This is a genomic window from Pseudomonas sp. RIT409, from assembly GCF_003052515.2.
GTDB lineage: Bacteria > Pseudomonadota > Gammaproteobacteria > Pseudomonadales > Pseudomonadaceae > Aquipseudomonas.
The window spans coordinates 31929-47832 of sequence record NZ_QARE02000028.1 but is presented as its reverse complement, the minus strand read 5'-3'; the positions used below and the strand labels follow the sequence as shown (position 1 = coordinate 47832).

Annotated in this window: 15 protein-coding genes; all 15 read right to left on the bottom strand. The window is 61.2% G+C overall.

Features of this window, described 5'->3' with window-relative positions:
* Positions 1–25: 25 nt before the first annotated feature.
* Entirely contained in the window at positions 26–910 is an 885-nt protein-coding gene (gene motD, locus DBP26_RS24410; RefSeq protein ID WP_108240151.1) for a flagellar motor protein MotD, read from the bottom strand.
* Positions 911–917: 7 nt separating this feature from the next.
* Positions 918–1658 carry a flagellar motor protein gene (locus tag DBP26_RS24405; protein WP_108240150.1) on the bottom strand — a complete coding sequence of 247 codons (741 nt, stop codon included), beginning with the start codon at positions 1656–1658 and terminating at the stop codon, positions 918–920.
* Positions 1658–2791 (bottom strand): chemotaxis response regulator protein-glutamate methylesterase, encoded by a 1134-nt coding sequence (locus DBP26_RS24400; protein WP_108240149.1) that lies wholly within the window; start codon positions 2789–2791, stop codon positions 1658–1660. The genes DBP26_RS24405 and DBP26_RS24400 overlap by 1 nt, the downstream gene beginning before the upstream one ends.
* A 240-nt stretch (positions 2792–3031) precedes the next feature.
* The gene (locus DBP26_RS24395; RefSeq protein ID WP_108240148.1) at positions 3032–5326 is read right to left on the bottom strand and encodes a chemotaxis protein CheA; all 2295 of its coding nucleotides are present in this window, start codon (positions 5324–5326) and stop codon (positions 3032–3034) included.
* A gap of 133 nt (positions 5327–5459) precedes the next feature.
* Positions 5460–6248, bottom strand: a complete 789-nt coding sequence (locus DBP26_RS24390; RefSeq protein ID WP_108240147.1) for a protein phosphatase CheZ — start codon at positions 6246–6248, stop codon at positions 5460–5462.
* A 19-nt stretch (positions 6249–6267) separates the two neighbouring features.
* The gene (locus tag DBP26_RS24385; RefSeq protein WP_177411131.1) at positions 6268–6642 is read right to left on the bottom strand and encodes a chemotaxis response regulator CheY; all 375 of its coding nucleotides are present in this window, start codon (positions 6640–6642) and stop codon (positions 6268–6270) included.
* A gap of 264 nt (positions 6643–6906) precedes the next feature.
* Entirely contained in the window at positions 6907–7647 is a 741-nt protein-coding gene (gene fliA / locus DBP26_RS24380) for an RNA polymerase sigma factor FliA (RefSeq protein ID WP_108240146.1), read from the bottom strand.
* Positions 7644–8477 carry a flagellar synthesis regulator FleN gene (gene fleN / locus DBP26_RS24375; RefSeq protein WP_108240145.1) on the bottom strand — a complete coding sequence of 278 codons (834 nt, stop codon included), beginning with the start codon at positions 8475–8477 and terminating at the stop codon, positions 7644–7646. Before fleN ends, fliA begins: the two co-directional genes overlap by 4 nt.
* Before the next feature lie 120 nt (positions 8478–8597).
* Complete coding sequence (gene flhF / locus DBP26_RS24370) at positions 8598–9956, bottom strand: flagellar biosynthesis protein FlhF (protein ID WP_108240144.1); 1359 nt, start codon at positions 9954–9956, stop codon at positions 8598–8600.
* A gap of 11 nt (positions 9957–9967) precedes the next feature.
* Positions 9968–12097 carry a flagellar biosynthesis protein FlhA gene (flhA, locus tag DBP26_RS24365; RefSeq protein ID WP_108240143.1) on the bottom strand — a complete coding sequence of 710 codons (2130 nt, stop codon included), beginning with the start codon at positions 12095–12097 and terminating at the stop codon, positions 9968–9970.
* Positions 12098–12440: 343 nt separating this feature from the next.
* Positions 12441–13580 carry a flagellar biosynthesis protein FlhB gene (gene flhB / locus DBP26_RS24360; protein ID WP_108240142.1) on the bottom strand — a complete coding sequence of 380 codons (1140 nt, stop codon included), beginning with the start codon at positions 13578–13580 and terminating at the stop codon, positions 12441–12443.
* Position 13581: 1 nt separating this feature from the next.
* Positions 13582–14367 (bottom strand): flagellar biosynthetic protein FliR, encoded by a 786-nt coding sequence (gene fliR, locus DBP26_RS24355; protein WP_108240141.1) that lies wholly within the window; start codon positions 14365–14367, stop codon positions 13582–13584.
* A 7-nt stretch (positions 14368–14374) separates the two neighbouring features.
* Positions 14375–14644, bottom strand: a complete 270-nt coding sequence (gene fliQ / locus DBP26_RS24350; protein WP_108240140.1) for a flagellar biosynthesis protein FliQ — start codon at positions 14642–14644, stop codon at positions 14375–14377.
* A gap of 25 nt (positions 14645–14669) precedes the next feature.
* Positions 14670–15413 (bottom strand): flagellar type III secretion system pore protein FliP, encoded by a 744-nt coding sequence (gene fliP / locus DBP26_RS24345; protein WP_108240139.1) that lies wholly within the window; start codon positions 15411–15413, stop codon positions 14670–14672.
* Positions 15413–15901, bottom strand: a complete 489-nt coding sequence (gene fliO, locus DBP26_RS24340) for a flagellar biosynthetic protein FliO (RefSeq protein WP_177411130.1) — start codon at positions 15899–15901, stop codon at positions 15413–15415. Before fliO ends, fliP begins: the two co-directional genes overlap by 1 nt.
* Positions 15902–15904 lie beyond the last annotated feature (3 nt).

Genomic DNA, 15904 nt, shown 5'->3' with positions numbered 1-15904 from the left:
CAGCCCACGGACATGATCGGAACCGTTATGGGGCAGATGACGAAGTTTTGACGCCTTGCGGCGGTTTGGCTGGAGCCGGTGCAGTTTGTGTGCCAGCCCGACGCAAAGCCGCATCGGGTTTCGCATTGGCTGCGGTGCCGGAACCGGTCAGGCTGCGGCGCACGTCCAGGTTACGGGAAATCACCAGCACCACCCTTCGGTTGCGAGCCCGGCCATCCGCCGTGGCATTGGAGGTCAGGGGCTGGAACTGACCATACCCCACCGACGCCATGCGCGCGGGATTGATCCCGTCCATGGCCAGCATGCGTACGATGCTCGAAGCACGGGCCGATGACAGTTCCCAGTTGCTGGGGTACTGCGCCGAGCTGATGGGCTGATCGTCGGTGAAGCCTTCGACGTGAATCGGGTTGTCGAACGGTTTGATGATCTTCGCCACTTTGTCGATCAGATCGAACGCCTGATTACTGGGCATCGCATCGCCACTGCCGAACAACAGGCTGGAGTTCAGCTCAATCTCGATCCACAGCTCGTTGCCGCGCACCGTCATTTGGTTGGAGGCGATGAGGTCGCCAAAAGCGGCATTGACGTCGTCGGCGATGGATTTGAGCGGGTCGTCGGCGCCCTGCCCCAACGCCGCATCGGTCTGTTCGCTGTCCTGGACCAGTGGGTCGGCAGGGCGCACGGTCTGGGGTTTCTGCTCACCGATGGGAATCGGCCGAACGCTACGCTCGGCCTCATTGAAGACACCCACCAGCGCCTCGGAGAGGACCTTGTACTTGCCTTCGTTGAGCGACGAAATGGAATACATCACCACGAAGAACGCGAACAGCAAGGTGATGAAATCCGCGTAGGACACCAGCCAGCGTTCGTGGTTTTCGTGCTCTTCGTGGTGACGACGTCGACGGGCCATCAGTCCATCACTCCATGAAGCCTTGCAGCTTCAGCTCGATCGAGCGTGGGTTTTCACCCTCGGCAATCGACAGCAGCCCTTCCAGCAGCATCTCGCGATAGCGAGATTGGCGCAGGGCCACGGCTTTGAGTTTGTTGGCCACTGGCAACAGGATCAGGTTGGCCGATGCCACGCCATAGATCGTGGCGACGAACGCCACTGCGATGCCGCTGCCCAACTGGTTGGGATCGGCCAGGTTGCCCATGACGTGAATCAGGCCCATGACCGCACCGATGATGCCGATGGTCGGGGCATAGCCGCCCATGCTTTCGAACACTTTGGCGGCTTGGATGTCGCGGCTTTCCTGGGTCAGGAAATCCACTTCCAGAATGCTGCGGATGGCCTCCGGCTCGACACCGTCGACCAGTAATTGGAGGCCCTTGCGCGAATACGCGTCGGGTTCGGAGTCGGCCACCGTTTCAAGCCCCAGCAGGCCCTCCTTGCGGGCGGTCAGGCTCCAGGACACCACGCGGTCGATCCCACCGGCCAGGTCGACCCGCGGCGGAAAGAGAATCCAGATGAAGATCTGGATCGCCCGCTTGAACGCACTCATCGGCGTTTGCAGCAGGCAGGCGGCGATGGTACCGCCTATCACGATCAGCGCGGCCGGCCCGTTGATCAGCGCGCCCAGATGGCCGCCTTCGAGGAAGTTGCCGCCAATGATGGCGACGAACGCAAGAATGATCCCGATGAGCGTCAAGACATCCATTACAGGCACGCCTCGACCAAATGACGCCCGATGTCGTCCAGGCTGTAAACCGCATCAGCCAGGTTGGCTTTGACGATGGCCATCGGCATGCCGTAGATCACACAGCTGGCTTCGTCCTGCGCCCACACGTGGCTGCCGCCCTGTTTGAGCATGCGAGCCCCCTCACGTCCGTCGGCTCCCATGCCGGTCAGCACCACCGCCAACACCTTGTCGGCATAGGCCTTGGCCGCCGAGCCAAAGGTGATGTCCACACAGGGCTTGTAATTCAGGCGCTCATCACCGGGAAGGATTTTCACCGCACCACGGCCGTCGACCATCATCTGCTTGCCCCCCGGAGCCAGCAGCGCCAGGCCTGGGCGCAGAATATCGCCATCTTCGGCCTCCTTGACGCTGATGCGGCACAGCTTGTCCAGACGCTCGGCGAACGCCTTGGTGAACGCCGCGGGCATGTGTTGAATCAACACGATGGGGGCCGGGAAGTTGGCCGGCAGTTGAGTCAGCACCCGCTGCAGCGCCACGGGGCCACCCGTGGAGGTGCCGATGGCGACCAGCTTGTAGGCCTTACGCTTGGGCGCGGCAGACGGAGCGACGTGGGGCGCGGGCGCAGCGGCTGCACGCGCCGGTGCAGGCGCAGGGCGTGCAGGGCTCGGCGCCGGGGCAGAACTGCGCGGCGAGCTGGCAGCCGGTGCCGCGGACGGAGCGACCGGTGCGCTGCCAAAGCTGCTGAAACGGCGGTTGCTGCGGGAAATGGTGTGCACCTTTTCGCACAGCATCTGCTTGACCTTTTCCGGGTTGCGCGAGATGTCTTCGAAGTTTTTGGGCAGGTAATCGACGGCACCGGCGTCCAGGGCATCCAGGGTGACCCGGGCGCCTTCGTGGGTCAGCGAAGAGAACATCAGAACCGGTGTCGGACAGCGCTGCATGATGTGGCGGACCGCGGTAATGCCATCCATCATCGGCATTTCGTAGTCCATGGTGATCACGTCAGGCTTGAGGGCCAGCGCCTGTTCGATCGCTTCTTTGCCGTTGGTGGCGGTACCGACCACTTGAATCGTTGTGTCAGAGGAAAGAATTTCCGAGACGCGCCGGCGAAAGAACCCGGAATCGTCTACCACCAGAACCTTGACTGCCATAAACACTCCATTCGGAAAACCGGCCAGAACGGCTCGCCGCTTTCCATTAATCACTCGACAAGTTCACGCCTCGAGGTGCGTGGAACTTACGCGGGAGTGAGCTCGGCTTCACCGCCACCCTGGGTCGGTGACGAGCAGCGCTTGGGTGAGCGCACATTCCCACAACGGGCAAAACCAGCGTCAGTAACCCCGCCCCCCTGTTCACGAGCAAGCTCAGGAACAGGGAGGATGGAGCCTCCGTCAGATACGCCGTGCAGCGTAGCGCTTGAGCATGCTCGGTACGTCAAGGATCAGTGCAATGCGCCCGTCCCCCGTGATAGTGGCGCCCGACATGCCAGGCGTGCCTTGCAGCATCTTGCCCAGCGGTTTGATGACCACTTCTTCCTGACCCACCAACTGATCGACGACGAAGCCGATGCGCTGCGTGCCGACCGACAGGATCACGACGTGCCCTTCGCGCTGCTCTTCATGGGCGGCGTCGCTCACCAGCCACCGTTTGAGGTAGAACAGGGGCAGCGCCTTGTCGCGTACGATCACCACTTCCTGACCGTCGACCACGTTGGTGGTGGACAGGTCCAGGTGGAAGATTTCGTTGACGTTGACCAGCGGGAAAGCAAACGCCTGGTTGCCCAGCATGACCATCAGCGTCGGCATGATCGCCAGCGTCAGCGGCACCTTGATGACGATCTTCGAGCCTTGTCCCTTGGTGGAGTAGATGTTGATCGTGCCGTTGAGCTGGGCAATCTTGGTCTTCACCACGTCCATGCCCACACCGCGGCCGGACACGTCGGAGATCTCGGTCTTGGTCGAGAAGCCCGGCGCGAAGATCAGGTTGTAGCAATCGGTATCGCTCAGGCGGTCCGCCGCATCCTTGTCCATGACGCCCCGCTTGACCGCGATCGCACGCAGCACGGCGGGGTCCATGCCCTTGCCATCGTCGGAGATCGACAAGAGGATGTGGTCGCCCTCCTGTTCCGCCGACAGCACCACTCGACCGCCGCGTGCCTTGCCGGCGGCCTCGCGCTCTTCCGGCGATTCGATACCGTGGTCCACCGCGTTACGCACCAAGTGGACCAGCGGGTCGGCCAGCGCCTCGACCAGGTTTTTGTCCAGATCGGTTTCTTCGCCGACCAGCTCAAGGTTGATTTCTTTCTTCAACTGACGCGCCAGATCGCGAACCAACCGCGGGAAGCGCCCGAAGACTTTCTTGATCGGCTGCATGCGGGTCTTCATGACCGCGGTCTGCAAGTCGGCAGTCACCACGTCCAGGTTGGACACGGCCTTTGACATGGCTTCGTCGCCGCTGTTGAGCCCCAGGCGGACCAGGCGGTTACGCACCAGTACCAGCTCGCCGACCATGTTCATGATTTCGTCCAGCCGTGCCGTATCGACACGCACGGTGGTTTCCGCTTCGGTCGGCGCCTTGTCGGCTGCGGGGGCAGCCGCTCGGGCTGGCGCAGCAGCGGCCGGAGCCGCCGCTTTGGCAGGCGCAGGCGCTGCCTTGGCCGGTGCGGCAGCCGGTTTCGCCGCTTCGGCTTTAGGCAGCTCCGCTTTAGGAGGCTCGGCTTTAGGAGGCTCGGCTTTTTTGGCGGGCGCGGCGACGGAAGCACTGGCGGCCACGTCTGGCGAGAAGGTGCCTTTGCCGTGTAACTGATCGAGCAAGGCTTCGAATTCGTGATCGGTGATTTCGTCCGAGGGGGCTGCGCTCGCCTCTGTCGCGGCAGGTGCAGCGGTCACCGCAGCTCCCGCAGCATCCGGCGAGAACGCACCCTTGCCATGCAACTGGTCCAGCAGGGCTTCGAATTCGTCGTCGGTGATTTCGTCGCTGGCGGGTTCGCTCGCCACCGCGGATGCCGCGGGGGGAACGACAGCATCGACCGCGAACTGACCCTTGCCGTGCAACTGGTCGAGCAACGATTCGAACTCGGCGTCGGTGATTTCATCACTGGCCGCTGCGTCGCTCGGCGCGGAGGCCGCCGCCGGTGCGGGCGCCTGAACGCCAGCGGCTTCGGCTTTGACGGCATTCAGCGAGTCCAGCAACTGCTCGAACTCTTGATCGGTGATGTCGTCCGAGGCGGCTGGGGCCTCTTCTTCCACGACCGGCTCGGGCTCCGGCTCAGGCGCCGCGGCGACCTCGTCAGCCGAGGCAGGCTCCGCCAGACGGGAAAGCGCGGCAAGCAGTTCAGGGGTGGCCGGGGTGATGTCGGAACGCTCGCGCACTTGGCCGAACATACTGTTGACGGTGTCCAGGGCTTCGAGCACGACATCCATGAGTTCCGAATCGACCCGGCGCTCACCTTTGCGCAGGATGTCGAACACGTTCTCGGCGATGTGACAGCATTCAACCAGCTCGTTGAGCTGGAGGAAGCCGGCGCCCCCTTTTACAGTGTGAAAACCGCGAAAAATTGCATTGAGCAGGTCCGCATCGTCGGGTCGGCTTTCCAGCTCGACCAGTTGTTCGGACAACTGCTCCAGAATCTCGCCGGCCTCTACCAGAAAATCCTGAAGGATTTCTTCATCGGCGCCGAAGCTCATTGGTGGGTGCTCCTAAAATTAACCGTCAAACCGATCCAGAGGCTTCATCGTCGGTCAACGCGCGTGGCTTTCGTCGAAACCTTCGCGCGCCACACCCACAACCACTTTCACATAGAACCTGAGTGCTCGAACATCAGAACCCGAGGCTGGATAGCAGATCGTCTACATCATCCTGGCCGGATACGACGTCTTCACGTTTATCGGCATGAATCTGCGGACCTTCACCCTTGGAATGAAGTTTTTCCTGTTCTTTTTGCTGGCGGAACGCTTCCTGGTCGTGCTGGATGCCAGCGAAGCGATCGACCTGGCTGGCCATGAGCACCAGCTTGAGCAAGTTGCTCTCCACTTCGGTGACCAACTTGGTCACGCGCTTGATGACCTGACCGGTCAGGTCCTGGAAATCCTGCGCCAACAAAATGTCGTTCAGATGCGTTGCGACGTCATGGGTTTCCTTCTCGCTGCGCACCAGGAAACCTTCGACGCGGCGGGCCAGATCCCTGAACTCCTCGGCGCCGATCTCACGACGCATGAAGCGTCCCCAATCCTCGCTCAGCGTTTTGGCATCGGCGCTCAGGCCATTCATCAGGGGCGTGCTCTGCTCCACCAGATCCATGGTTTTATTGGCCGCGTTCTCCGTCAGCCTGACAACGTACGACAGGCGTTCGGTGGCGTCCGTGATCTGGGACACCTCTTCGGCTTGCGGCATGTGCGGGTCAATCTGGAAATTGACGATTGCACTGTGCAGCTCACGGGTCAGCTTGCCCACTTCCTGATACAGGCCCCGATCACGGGTCTGGTTAAGCTCATGGATAAGTTGCACGGCTTCGCCGAACTGGCCTTTTTCAAGGCTGGTCACCAGCTCTTGTGCATGTTTCTTCAGGGTCGACTCGAAGTCACCCATTGATGAATCTTTAGGATCCATAGCGCCCTCGCAGCGAACATCAGCTATTGACGCGCTCGAATATCTTGTCGATTTTTTCTTTGAGCACCTGGGCCGTGAACGGCTTGACGACATAGCCGTTCACGCCGGCCTGCGCGGCCTCGATGATCTGTTCGCGCTTGGCTTCGGCGGTCACCATCAGCACAGGCAGGTGACGCAGACGCTCGTCGGCACGCACCTGACGCAGCAGCTCGATACCGGTCATGCCCGGCATGTTCCAGTCCGTCACCAGAAAATCGAAAGCCCCGCTCTGCAGCATGGGCAATGCGGTGGTACCGTCATCTGCTTCGGCCGTGTTGGTGAACCCAAGGTCACGCAACAGGTTTTTTATGATCCGCCGCATCGTTGAGAAGTCATCAACGATGAGGATTTTCATGTTCTTGTCCAATTCGACCTCCAAGCAGTCTTTAACGCACCCAGCTCCCGGGTGCGCGTTCAATCAATACCGGTACGACAAACCACCGGCGACACGACAACGAGAGGGCTTTGGAATCGAAAGGTACGAGCGCAGCGGATAAGAGTCCCGAAGACCTGATCCGACCGGCTCCTGCCTTGTCTCTTTTGCTTCCCACATCACATCTTGCACAGCCGGTCTTACAAGCAACACACAACGCCCTCGAACAGGCGTTGCGTCAATCCATCAGCGTGCCCGCCATTCACCCAGCCGCCCGCGCAGACGCGCGGCGCACTGGCTGTGCAACTGGCTGACACGGGATTCGCTGACCCCCAGGACCTCACCGATTTCCTTGAGGTTCAGCTCTTCATCGTAATACAGCGCCAGCACCAGGCGTTCACGCTCGGGCAGGTTGGCAATGGCATCGGCCAGCGCGCTCTGGAAACGCTCGTCTTCCAGATCCCGCGAGGGCTCCAGCGACTGGCTCGCGCCATCCTCATGCAGCCCCTCATGTTCGCCGTCCTGCAACAGATCGTCAAAGCTGAACAGGCGACTGCCCAAGGTATCGTTCAAAATCCCGTAATAATCATCGAGACTCAATTGAAGTTCGGCAGCAACCTCATGATCTTTAGCGTCGCGGCCGGTTTTCGCTTCAATCGCGCGGATCGCATCACTGACCATGCGCGTGTTGCGGTGAACCGAACGCGGCGCCCAGTCCCCTTTACGGACTTCGTCAAGCATGGCCCCGCGGATACGAATACCCGCGTAGGTCTCGAAGCTGGCCCCTTTCGAGGAGTCGTATTTGGTCGAGACTTCGAGCAACCCGATCATGCCCGCCTGAATCAGGTCCTCGACCTGGACGCTCGCTGGCAACCGCGCCAGCAGGTGGTAGGCGATGCGCTTGACCAGAGGGGCATAGCGCTCGATCAACTCGTATTGGGAGTCCTTGGATGATTTGCTGTACATGCGATAGCCACTTGCGGTCATGACACAGGCCCTGCACTGGTCTGATGAACCAGGCGCTCAACGAAAAATTCAAGGTGACCCCGCGGGTTCGCCGGCAGCGGCCAGGTATCGACCTTCTGCGCGATGGCCTTGAACGCCAGCGCACATTTGGAACGCGGGAAGGCTTCGTACACCGCGCGCTGCTTCTGCACCGCCTTGCGCACGCACTCGTCGTACGGCACCGCACCCACGTATTGCAGGGCGACGTCCAGGAAGCGATCGGTGACCTTGGTCAACTTGGCGAACAGGTTGCGCCCTTCCTGCGGGCTCTGCGCCATGTTGGCCAGGACACGGAAGCGGTTCATGCCGTAGTCGCGGTTGAGCAGTTTGATCAGCGCGTAGGCGTCGGTGATCGAGGTCGGTTCGTCGCACACCACCAGCAGCACTTCCTGTGCCGCGCGTACGAAACTCACCACCGACTCGCCGATCCCGGCGGCGGTGTCGATCACCAGCACGTCCAGGTTGTCACCGATTTCGCTGAAGGCCTGGATCAGGCCGGCATGCTGCGCCGGGCTCAACTGCACCATCGTCTGAGTGCCGGAGGCTGCGGGCACGATGCGCACGCCCCCCGGCCCCTGCAGCAGGACATCGCGCAGTTCGCAGCGCCCTTCGATGACGTCGGCCAGGGTACGTTTGGGGGTCAGACCCAGCAAGACGTCGACATTGGCCAGACCCAGATCGGCGTCCAGCAACATGACGCGACGTCCCAGCTCGGCCAGGGCCAGCGAGAGGTTCACTGACACATTGGTCTTGCCTACGCCACCTTTGCCACCGGTCACCGCGATAACCTGAACGGGATGCATGCTGCCCATAGTTAATTCTTTACCTTGTCTTGCTTAGACCCAAGCCACATTTCGGGCTGCACGTCCACTGAGTGAACAATGCCTGGCAGACCATCGATGCAGGTATTTTCCAATGTCATTTTCCTTAACCTAGCCCGCGCGCTTGCCGGTGCTGTGATAAAGATCCGCAAACATATCCGCCATCGCTTCCTCGCTAGGCTCCTCCTGCATCTGCACGCTGACGGCACGGCTTACCAACTGGTGTCGACGCGGCAAATGCAGATCATCGGGGATCCGTGGGCCATCGGTCAGATAGGCCACGGGCAATTCGTGTGTCACCGCCAGGCTCAGCACTTCGCCCAGGCTGGCGCTCTCGTCCAGCTTGGTCAGGATGCACCCGGCCAGGCCGCAACGCTTGTAACTGTGATAGGCCGCCGTCAGCACTTGCTTCTGACTGGTCGTCGCCAGCACCAGGTAATTGCGTGCCCTGATGCCACGCCCGGCCAGGCTCTCCAATTGCAGGCGCAGTGCCGGGTCGCTGGCTTGCAGGCCGGCGGTGTCAATCAGCACCACGCGCTTGCGCAGCAGCGGTTCCAGTGCCTGAGCCAGCGATTGCCCCGGGTCGACGTGGGTCACCGGCACATTGAGGATGCGGCCCAGCGTCTTGAGCTGTTCCTGAGCCCCGATGCGGAAGCTGTCCATGCTCACCAGCGCGATATTTTGCGCGCCGTATTTCAACACATAACGGGCGGCGAGTTTGGCTAAAGTGGTGGTCTTGCCCATTCCGGCCGGACCGACCATGGCAATCACCCCACCCTCTTCCAGCGGCTCGACATCCGGCGTGACGATCATCCGCGCCAGGTGCGCCAACAGCATGCGCCAGGCGTGGGGTTGATCGTCGAGGTCCGGCACCATGTTCAGCAGGTCCCGGGACAGCGGACCGGACAGCCCTACCCGTTGCAGACGGCGCCACAGATTGGCCTGCTGCGGACGGCTGCCCTGCAACTGGTTCCAGGCCAGCGAGCCGAGCTGCACTTCCAGCAACTCGCGCAGGCCGTTCAACTCCGAACGCATCGACTCGTAGGCCCGCTGGCTGATGCCTGGCTCGGCGGCGGACTGACGCTCGGTGCGCTCGGCTCGATCCGCCGCAATGGCGGCGTGGATGGAGGGGCGGAACGGTTCGTCCAGGGTCGGTTCGATCTGTTTGCTGTCGTCCATGGCAAGCCCGGTGAACAACTGCCGGTTGGCCACGGCGTCCAGGTCGCTGCGGCTGGTCAATTCGGCCTGGGCGGTGACGATGCGCGACTGAGTCTTGCGCAGTTCGTCCTCGAGCTCGACGTTGGGCACGCGCGGCGCCAGCGCCGACAGTTTGTAGTCCAGCGCGGCTGTCAGTTCCACACCACCGGCGATCCGCCGGTTGCCGATGATGGCGGCTTCAGCGCCCAGCTCATCGCGAACCAGTTTCATGGCTTGTCGCATATCGGCGGCGAAAAAACGCTTAACTTGCATGACTCACTACCTCAGCCGTTAGGCCCGACAGTCGCTACGATGGTAACTTGCTTGTTGTCAGGAATTTCCTGATAAGCCAACACATGCATGTTCGGTACGGCCAGGCGTCCAAAGCGGGACAACATGGCGCGAACCGGACCTGCGACCAACAAAATAACCGGCTGACCCTGCATCTCCTGACGCTGCGCTGCTTCGATCAACGAGCGCTGAAGCTTCTCAGCCATGCTCGGTTCGAGCAGAACGCCTTCTTCCTGACCCTGTCCAGCCTTCTGCAGACTATTGAGCAATATCTGTTCCAACCTTGGCTCAAGCGTGATAACAGGCAGCTCCGGCTCAATGCCGACAATGCTTTGGACGATGGCGCGGGACAATCCGACCCGTACAGCGGCCACCAATGCGGCGGTATCTTGACTCCGGGCCGCATTGTTGGCGATGGCCTCGGCGATGCTGCGAATGTCGCGTACCGGCACCTGTTCGGCCAACAGCGCTTGCAACACCTTGAGCAGGGCCGACAATGACAGCACGCCTGGCACCAGCTCTTCAGCCAGTTTGGGCGAACTCTTGGCCAGCAACGTCATCAGTTGCTGGACCTCCTCATGGCCGATCAGCTCATGAGAGTGTTTGTAGAGAATCTGGTTCAAGTGCGTTGCCACTACGGTACTGGCATCGACCACGGTATACCCGAGCGATTGAGCCTGGGCACGTTGGCTGATTTCGATCCAGACCGCTTCCAGACCGAACGCCGGGTCTTTGGCAGTGATGCCATTGAGGCTGCCAAAGACTTGGCCCGGGTTGATCGCCAGTTCACGGTCGGGGTAGATCTCGGCTTCGGCGAGGGTCACGCCCATCAACGTCAAACGGTAGGCGCTGGGCGCCAGGTCCAAGTTGTCGCGGATGTGCACGGTGGGCATGAGGAAGCCCAATTCCTGCGAGAGCTTCTTGCGCACGCCTTTGATCCGCGCCAGCAGTTGACCACCCTGGTTGCGATCCACCAATGGAATCAGTCGGTAGCCCACTTCCAGACCGATCATGTCGATCGGGGTGACGTCGTCCCAGCCCAGTTCCTTGGATTCCTGCGCGCGGGTCGGCGATGGCAGCAAGTCCTGTTGACGCTTGAGCTCTTGAATCGCTGCCAGCTTCGTCTGGTTCTGTTTCTTCCACAGCAGATAGGCGCCGCCAGCTGCCAACAGACCGAGGCTGATGAAAGAGAAGTGCGGCATGCCCGGCACCAGGCCCATGATCACCATGATGGCCGCCGACACCGCCAGCGCTTTGTGCGAGGTGAACATCTGGCGACTGACCAGCTTGCCCATCTCCTCGGAGCCGGATGCCCGAGTGACCATGATGGCTGCCGCGGTGGAGAGCAACAGCGAAGGCAACTGCGCCACCAAACCGTCACCGATGGTCAGCAGGGCGTAGACCTTGCCGGCGTCGGCAAAGGTCATGTTGTGTTGCAGGATCCCCACCAGCATGCCGCCGATGAGGTTGATGAACAGGATCAGAAGGCCCGCGATGGCGTCACCGCGCACGAACTTGCTGGCACCGTCCATGGAACCGTAGAACTCGGCTTCCTGCGCCACTTCCAGACGACGGCGCTTGGCTTCGGGCTGGTCGATCAGGCCCGCGTTGAGGTCCGCGTCGATCGCCATCTGCTTGCCGGGCATAGCATCGAGGGTGAAACGCGCGCTCACCTCGGAGATACGGCCGGCACCTTTGGTCACCACCACGAAGTTGATGATCATCAGGATCGCGAACACCACGATACCGACCACATAGTTACCGCCGATCACCACTTCACCGAACGCCTGGATCACTTTACCCGCAGCGGCGTGGCCATCCTGGCCGTGCAGCATGACCACCCGCGTGGATGCGACGTTCAATGCCAGACGCAACAGCGTTGCCACCAGCAGAATGGTCGGGAATACCGAGAAATCCAGTGGCCGCAAGGCGTACACGCAGACCAGCAGCACGACGATGGACAGCGCGATGTTGAAGGTGAAAAACACGTCCAGCAGGAACGGTGGCATCGGCAACATCATCATTGCCAGCATGACCAGCAACAGCAACGGCACGCCCAACTGGCCGCGACCCAGGCCGACCAGCCCGGAGCGGGCGTTAGTGATTAATTGAGAGCGATCCACCGATTCTGTACCTGCGCGTTAAATCAAACTTTTGACGCCAGAGGCGCTGTAACGCAGGTATTGCAAAAACCTGTCCAACTTGTGGACAGACTTAAAAATATCAGAGTGCCATCACTGAAGAACGTGTCGTGGTCGACATCATTTGGCTTTTGATTCTTAGTGGGATGCCCTAGCGGGCCTAGTCGCGGGCAAGCGCGCTCCTACCTCTGTTGAAACGTGTTGCGTTCAGACAGACCGAGTGCGGAACCTTTTTTGTCCATCAGGCCATGGCACGTTGCGAAAACTGTAGGAGCGCGCTTGCCCGCGACGAGGCCCGCCAAGGCATCCATGTCGCGATTCCCGCCTACGAGTCCCGCTGCAAATCCGGCGGGATCGGCAGGTTGTCTTTCAGCGGATCCGGCCGCTTGCCCTTCCCGGCACGGTACTGACGGATCTGATAGACATACGCCAGCACCTGCGCCACCGCCAGATAGAGCCCCGCGGGAATCTCGTTCTCCAGTTCGGTGCTGTAGTAAATCGATCGTGCCAGCGCCGGCGATTCCAGCAACTGAATCTCGTGTTGCGTGGCGATTTCCCGAATCTTCAGGGCTACGAAGTCCGTACCCTTGGCCAGCAACACCGGCGCCCCACCTTTGTCCGGGTCGTACTTGAGCGCGACGGCATAGTGAGTCGGGTTGGTGATGACCACATCGGCCTGGGGGACCGCCGACATCATTCGCCGCTGAGACATTTCACGCTGCAACTGGCGGATACGTTGTTTGACTTCCGGGCGCCCCTCGTTGTCCTTGTGCTCGTCGCGCACCTCCTGCTTGGTCATCAGCAGTTTCTTGTGCGCTTCCCACAGCTGCACCGGCACGTCCACGGCGGCAATGATCAACAGCCCAAAGGCCATCCACAAGGTGCTCCAGCCCACCAACTGCAGGCTGTGAGCCATCGCCATTTCCATCGGTTCGTGGGCGATAGCGACCAGATCCTTCTGGTCCTTGACCAGCACCACGACCGCCACGATCAGGACGATGACGAACTTGGCAAGGGACTTGAGCAGTTCGATCAGTGATTTGGGCGACACCATGCGCTTGAGACCGGCCAACGGGTTGAGCCGGCTGAACTTGGGGGCCAGCGAGCCTGCGGCGAACAACCAGCCCCCCAATGAGATCGGGCCGATCAGTGCGGCGATGGTCAGCGCCACCAGCAGCGGTGTGGCCGACAACAATGCGGCCTTGCCCGACGCCATGAGCATCAGCCCCATGCTGCGCTCATCGAGCAACGCCTCGCGGGAGATGATGAAATTGTCGCGCATCAACTGCATCATCATTTCGGCCATGGAACCGCCGAACGCCAGCAGACCAGCGGCGCCGACGATCATCACCACGACCGTATTCAGCTCCTTGGAGCGGGCAATCTCACCCTTCTCCCGAGCCTCGCGCTTGCGCTTGTCCGTGGGGTCTTCTGTCTTGTCCTGACCGCTCTCGCTTTCAGCCATGTCAGCGCGCCTTGACCATGTCCTTGAGCAACTGCAAGGCGTCGACCGCCAGCGGTTGATACTGATTGAGAATGTCGCCGAGGGTGATCCACAGGATTCCCATGCCCAGCACCAGAGTCAGTGGAAACCCGATGGAAAAAATATTCAACTGGGGTGCCGCTCGGGTCATGACGCCCATGGCGATGTTGACCACCAGCAACGCGGTGATGGCCGGCAGCACCAGGATCAGCGCAGCCCCGAGCACCCAGCCGAGGCGCAGCACCAATTCCCAGAAATTCGCCGTGACCAGCCCCTGCCCCACCGGCAAGGTGGTGAAGCTTTCGATCAGCACTTCGAACACCACCAAATGACCGTTCATCGCTAGAAACAGCAGGGTGACGAGCATGGTGAAGAACTGCCCGATGACCGCCACCGTCACGCCGTTCACCGGGTCGACCATCGAAGCGAAGCCCATCCCCATCTGGATGGCGATGATTTGCCCGGCGACGACGAACGCCTGAAAAAACAGTTGCAGCGACAGCCCCAACGCCACCCCGATGACGATCTGCTCGGCGATCAGCAACAGCGCGCTGATATCCAGTGCGTGCACTTCGGGCATGGACGGCAGGCTTGGCGCGACCACCACCGTGATCGCAAGCGCCAGGTACAGTCGCACCCGGGTGGAGACCAGGGACGTGCCGAACACCGGCATGGTCATCAGGACAGCGGCGATGCGAAACAGCGGCAGCATGAAGGCGGCCACCCAGGTGCTGATCTGCGTGTCGGTCAGCGCCAGAACAGGTTCCATTGCCGACTCAGCCGATGACTTGGGGAATGCTGGTGTACAGCGTGACGATGTAATCCATGAAGGTGCGCACCAGCCACGGACCGACGGCGATCAGGGTGACCAGCATCACCAGCAGGCGCGGCAGGAAGCTGAGGGTTTGCTCGTTGATCTGGGTGGCCGCCTGGAACATCGAGACCAGCAGGCCGACGATCAGGCTGGGTACCACGAGGATCGCCACCATAGTAGTGGTCAGCCACAAGGCTTCGCGAAACAGATCTACAGCGACTTCCGGGGTCATGCCGTGCACTCCACGTCAAACAGGTTCATACACCACCGAAACTACCGGCCAGCGTACCAATGATCAGCGCCCAGCCGTCCACCAGCACGAACAGCATGATTTTGAACGGCAGGGAAATGATCAGCGGCGACAGCATCATCATCCCCATGGCCATCAATACGCTGGCGACGACCAGGTCGATGATCAGAAACGGAATGAAGATCATGAAGCCAATCTGGAAAGCGGTCTTCAGCTCCGAGGTCACGAAGGCCGGCACGATGATCGTCAACGGCGCAGCGTCCGGCGTCGGGATGTCGGTGCGCTTGGACAAGCGCATGAAGAGTTCCAGGTCACTGGAGCGGGTCTGCGCCAACATGAAGTCCTTGATAGGCACCTCGGCCTTGGCCACCGCGTCCTGAGCCGTCAGCTTTTCAGCCAGATACGGCTGCAGGGCATCGGTGTTCACCCGGTCGAACACAGGAGCCATGATGAACAGCGTCAGAAACAGCGCCATGCCCGTGAGAATCTGGTTCGATGGGGTCTGCTGCAACCCCAGCGCCTGACGCAGGATCGAGAACACGATGATGATCCGGGTGAAGCTGGTCATGAGCATGACGAACGCTGGAATGAAGCTCAGCGCCGTCATGATCAACAGGATTTGCAGGCTGACCGAATATTCCTGCTGACCATTGGCGCCGGTGCCCAGGGTGATCGCCGGAATCGACAGCGGGTCGGCGGCGATCGCCAAAGGCGCTGCCAGCAGCAACAGCAGCGTCAACACAATGCGCATCAGTTCTTATCCTTTTGACCCGGTTTGCCCAAGGCGTCCATCAGCCGCCTGGCGAACTCCGGCGTGGCGTGCTGCGTCTCGGGCACCTGCACCGGCTCGTTCATGACATGCAAGGCGGTGATGCTGCCGGGCGAAACCCCCAGCAGCACCTGCTCATTGCCGACCTGGACCAGTACCAGGCGATCGCGCGGCCCCAATGCCCGCGAGCCCACCAGTTCGATGACCTGATTGCCCGCCGGGCCTGCCGCTTGAACTCGCCGCAACAGCCAGGCGAGACCGAAGATCAGCGCTACCACCAGCCCGAGACCCAACACGAGCTGCAGCAACTGGCCGCCGATGCCACTGCTAAGGGCACTGACCGGCGGGACCACCGTCGGGGAGGTATTCGGTGCGGCAGTGGCAGCGGTCGACGAGCCGGCATCCGCAGCCATCACCGCCCATGACGTCAGCCACACCGAGGCGGCGAGCGAGCTCCTGAGCCACTTCATCGA

Excerpts from the sequence above, each read along its gene's own strand:
- motD (WP_108240151.1), bottom strand. The coding sequence starts at position 910 with ATGGCCCGTCGACGTCGTCACCACGAAGAGCACGAAAACCACGAACGC.
- DBP26_RS24405 (WP_108240150.1), bottom strand. The coding sequence starts at position 1,658 with ATGGATGTCTTGACGCTCATCGGGATCATTCTTGCGTTCGTCGCCATC.
- DBP26_RS24400 (WP_108240149.1), bottom strand. The coding sequence starts at position 2,791 with ATGGCAGTCAAGGTTCTGGTGGTAGACGATTCCGGGTTCTTTCGCCGG.
- DBP26_RS24395 (WP_108240148.1), bottom strand. The coding sequence starts at position 5,326 with ATGAGCTTCGGCGCCGATGAAGAAATCCTTCAGGATTTTCTGGTAGAG.
- DBP26_RS24390 (WP_108240147.1), bottom strand. The coding sequence starts at position 6,248 with ATGGATCCTAAAGATTCATCAATGGGTGACTTCGAGTCGACCCTGAAG.
- DBP26_RS24385 (WP_177411131.1), bottom strand. The coding sequence starts at position 6,642 with ATGAAAATCCTCATCGTTGATGACTTCTCAACGATGCGGCGGATCATA.
- fliA (WP_108240146.1), bottom strand. The coding sequence starts at position 7,647 with ATGACCGCAAGTGGCTATCGCATGTACAGCAAATCATCCAAGGACTCC.
- fleN (WP_108240145.1), bottom strand. The coding sequence starts at position 8,477 with ATGGGCAGCATGCATCCCGTTCAGGTTATCGCGGTGACCGGTGGCAAA.
- flhF (WP_108240144.1), bottom strand. The coding sequence starts at position 9,956 with ATGCAAGTTAAGCGTTTTTTCGCCGCCGATATGCGACAAGCCATGAAA.
- flhB (WP_108240142.1), bottom strand. The coding sequence starts at position 13,580 with ATGGCTGAAAGCGAGAGCGGTCAGGACAAGACAGAAGACCCCACGGAC.
- fliR (WP_108240141.1), bottom strand. The coding sequence starts at position 14,367 with ATGGAACCTGTTCTGGCGCTGACCGACACGCAGATCAGCACCTGGGTG.
- fliQ (WP_108240140.1), bottom strand. The coding sequence starts at position 14,644 with ATGACCCCGGAAGTCGCTGTAGATCTGTTTCGCGAAGCCTTGTGGCTG.
- fliP (WP_108240139.1), bottom strand. The coding sequence starts at position 15,413 with ATGCGCATTGTGTTGACGCTGCTGTTGCTGCTGGCAGCGCCTTTGGCG.
- fliO (WP_177411130.1), bottom strand. The coding sequence starts at position 15,901 with ATGAAGTGGCTCAGGAGCTCGCTCGCCGCCTCGGTGTGGCTGACGTCA.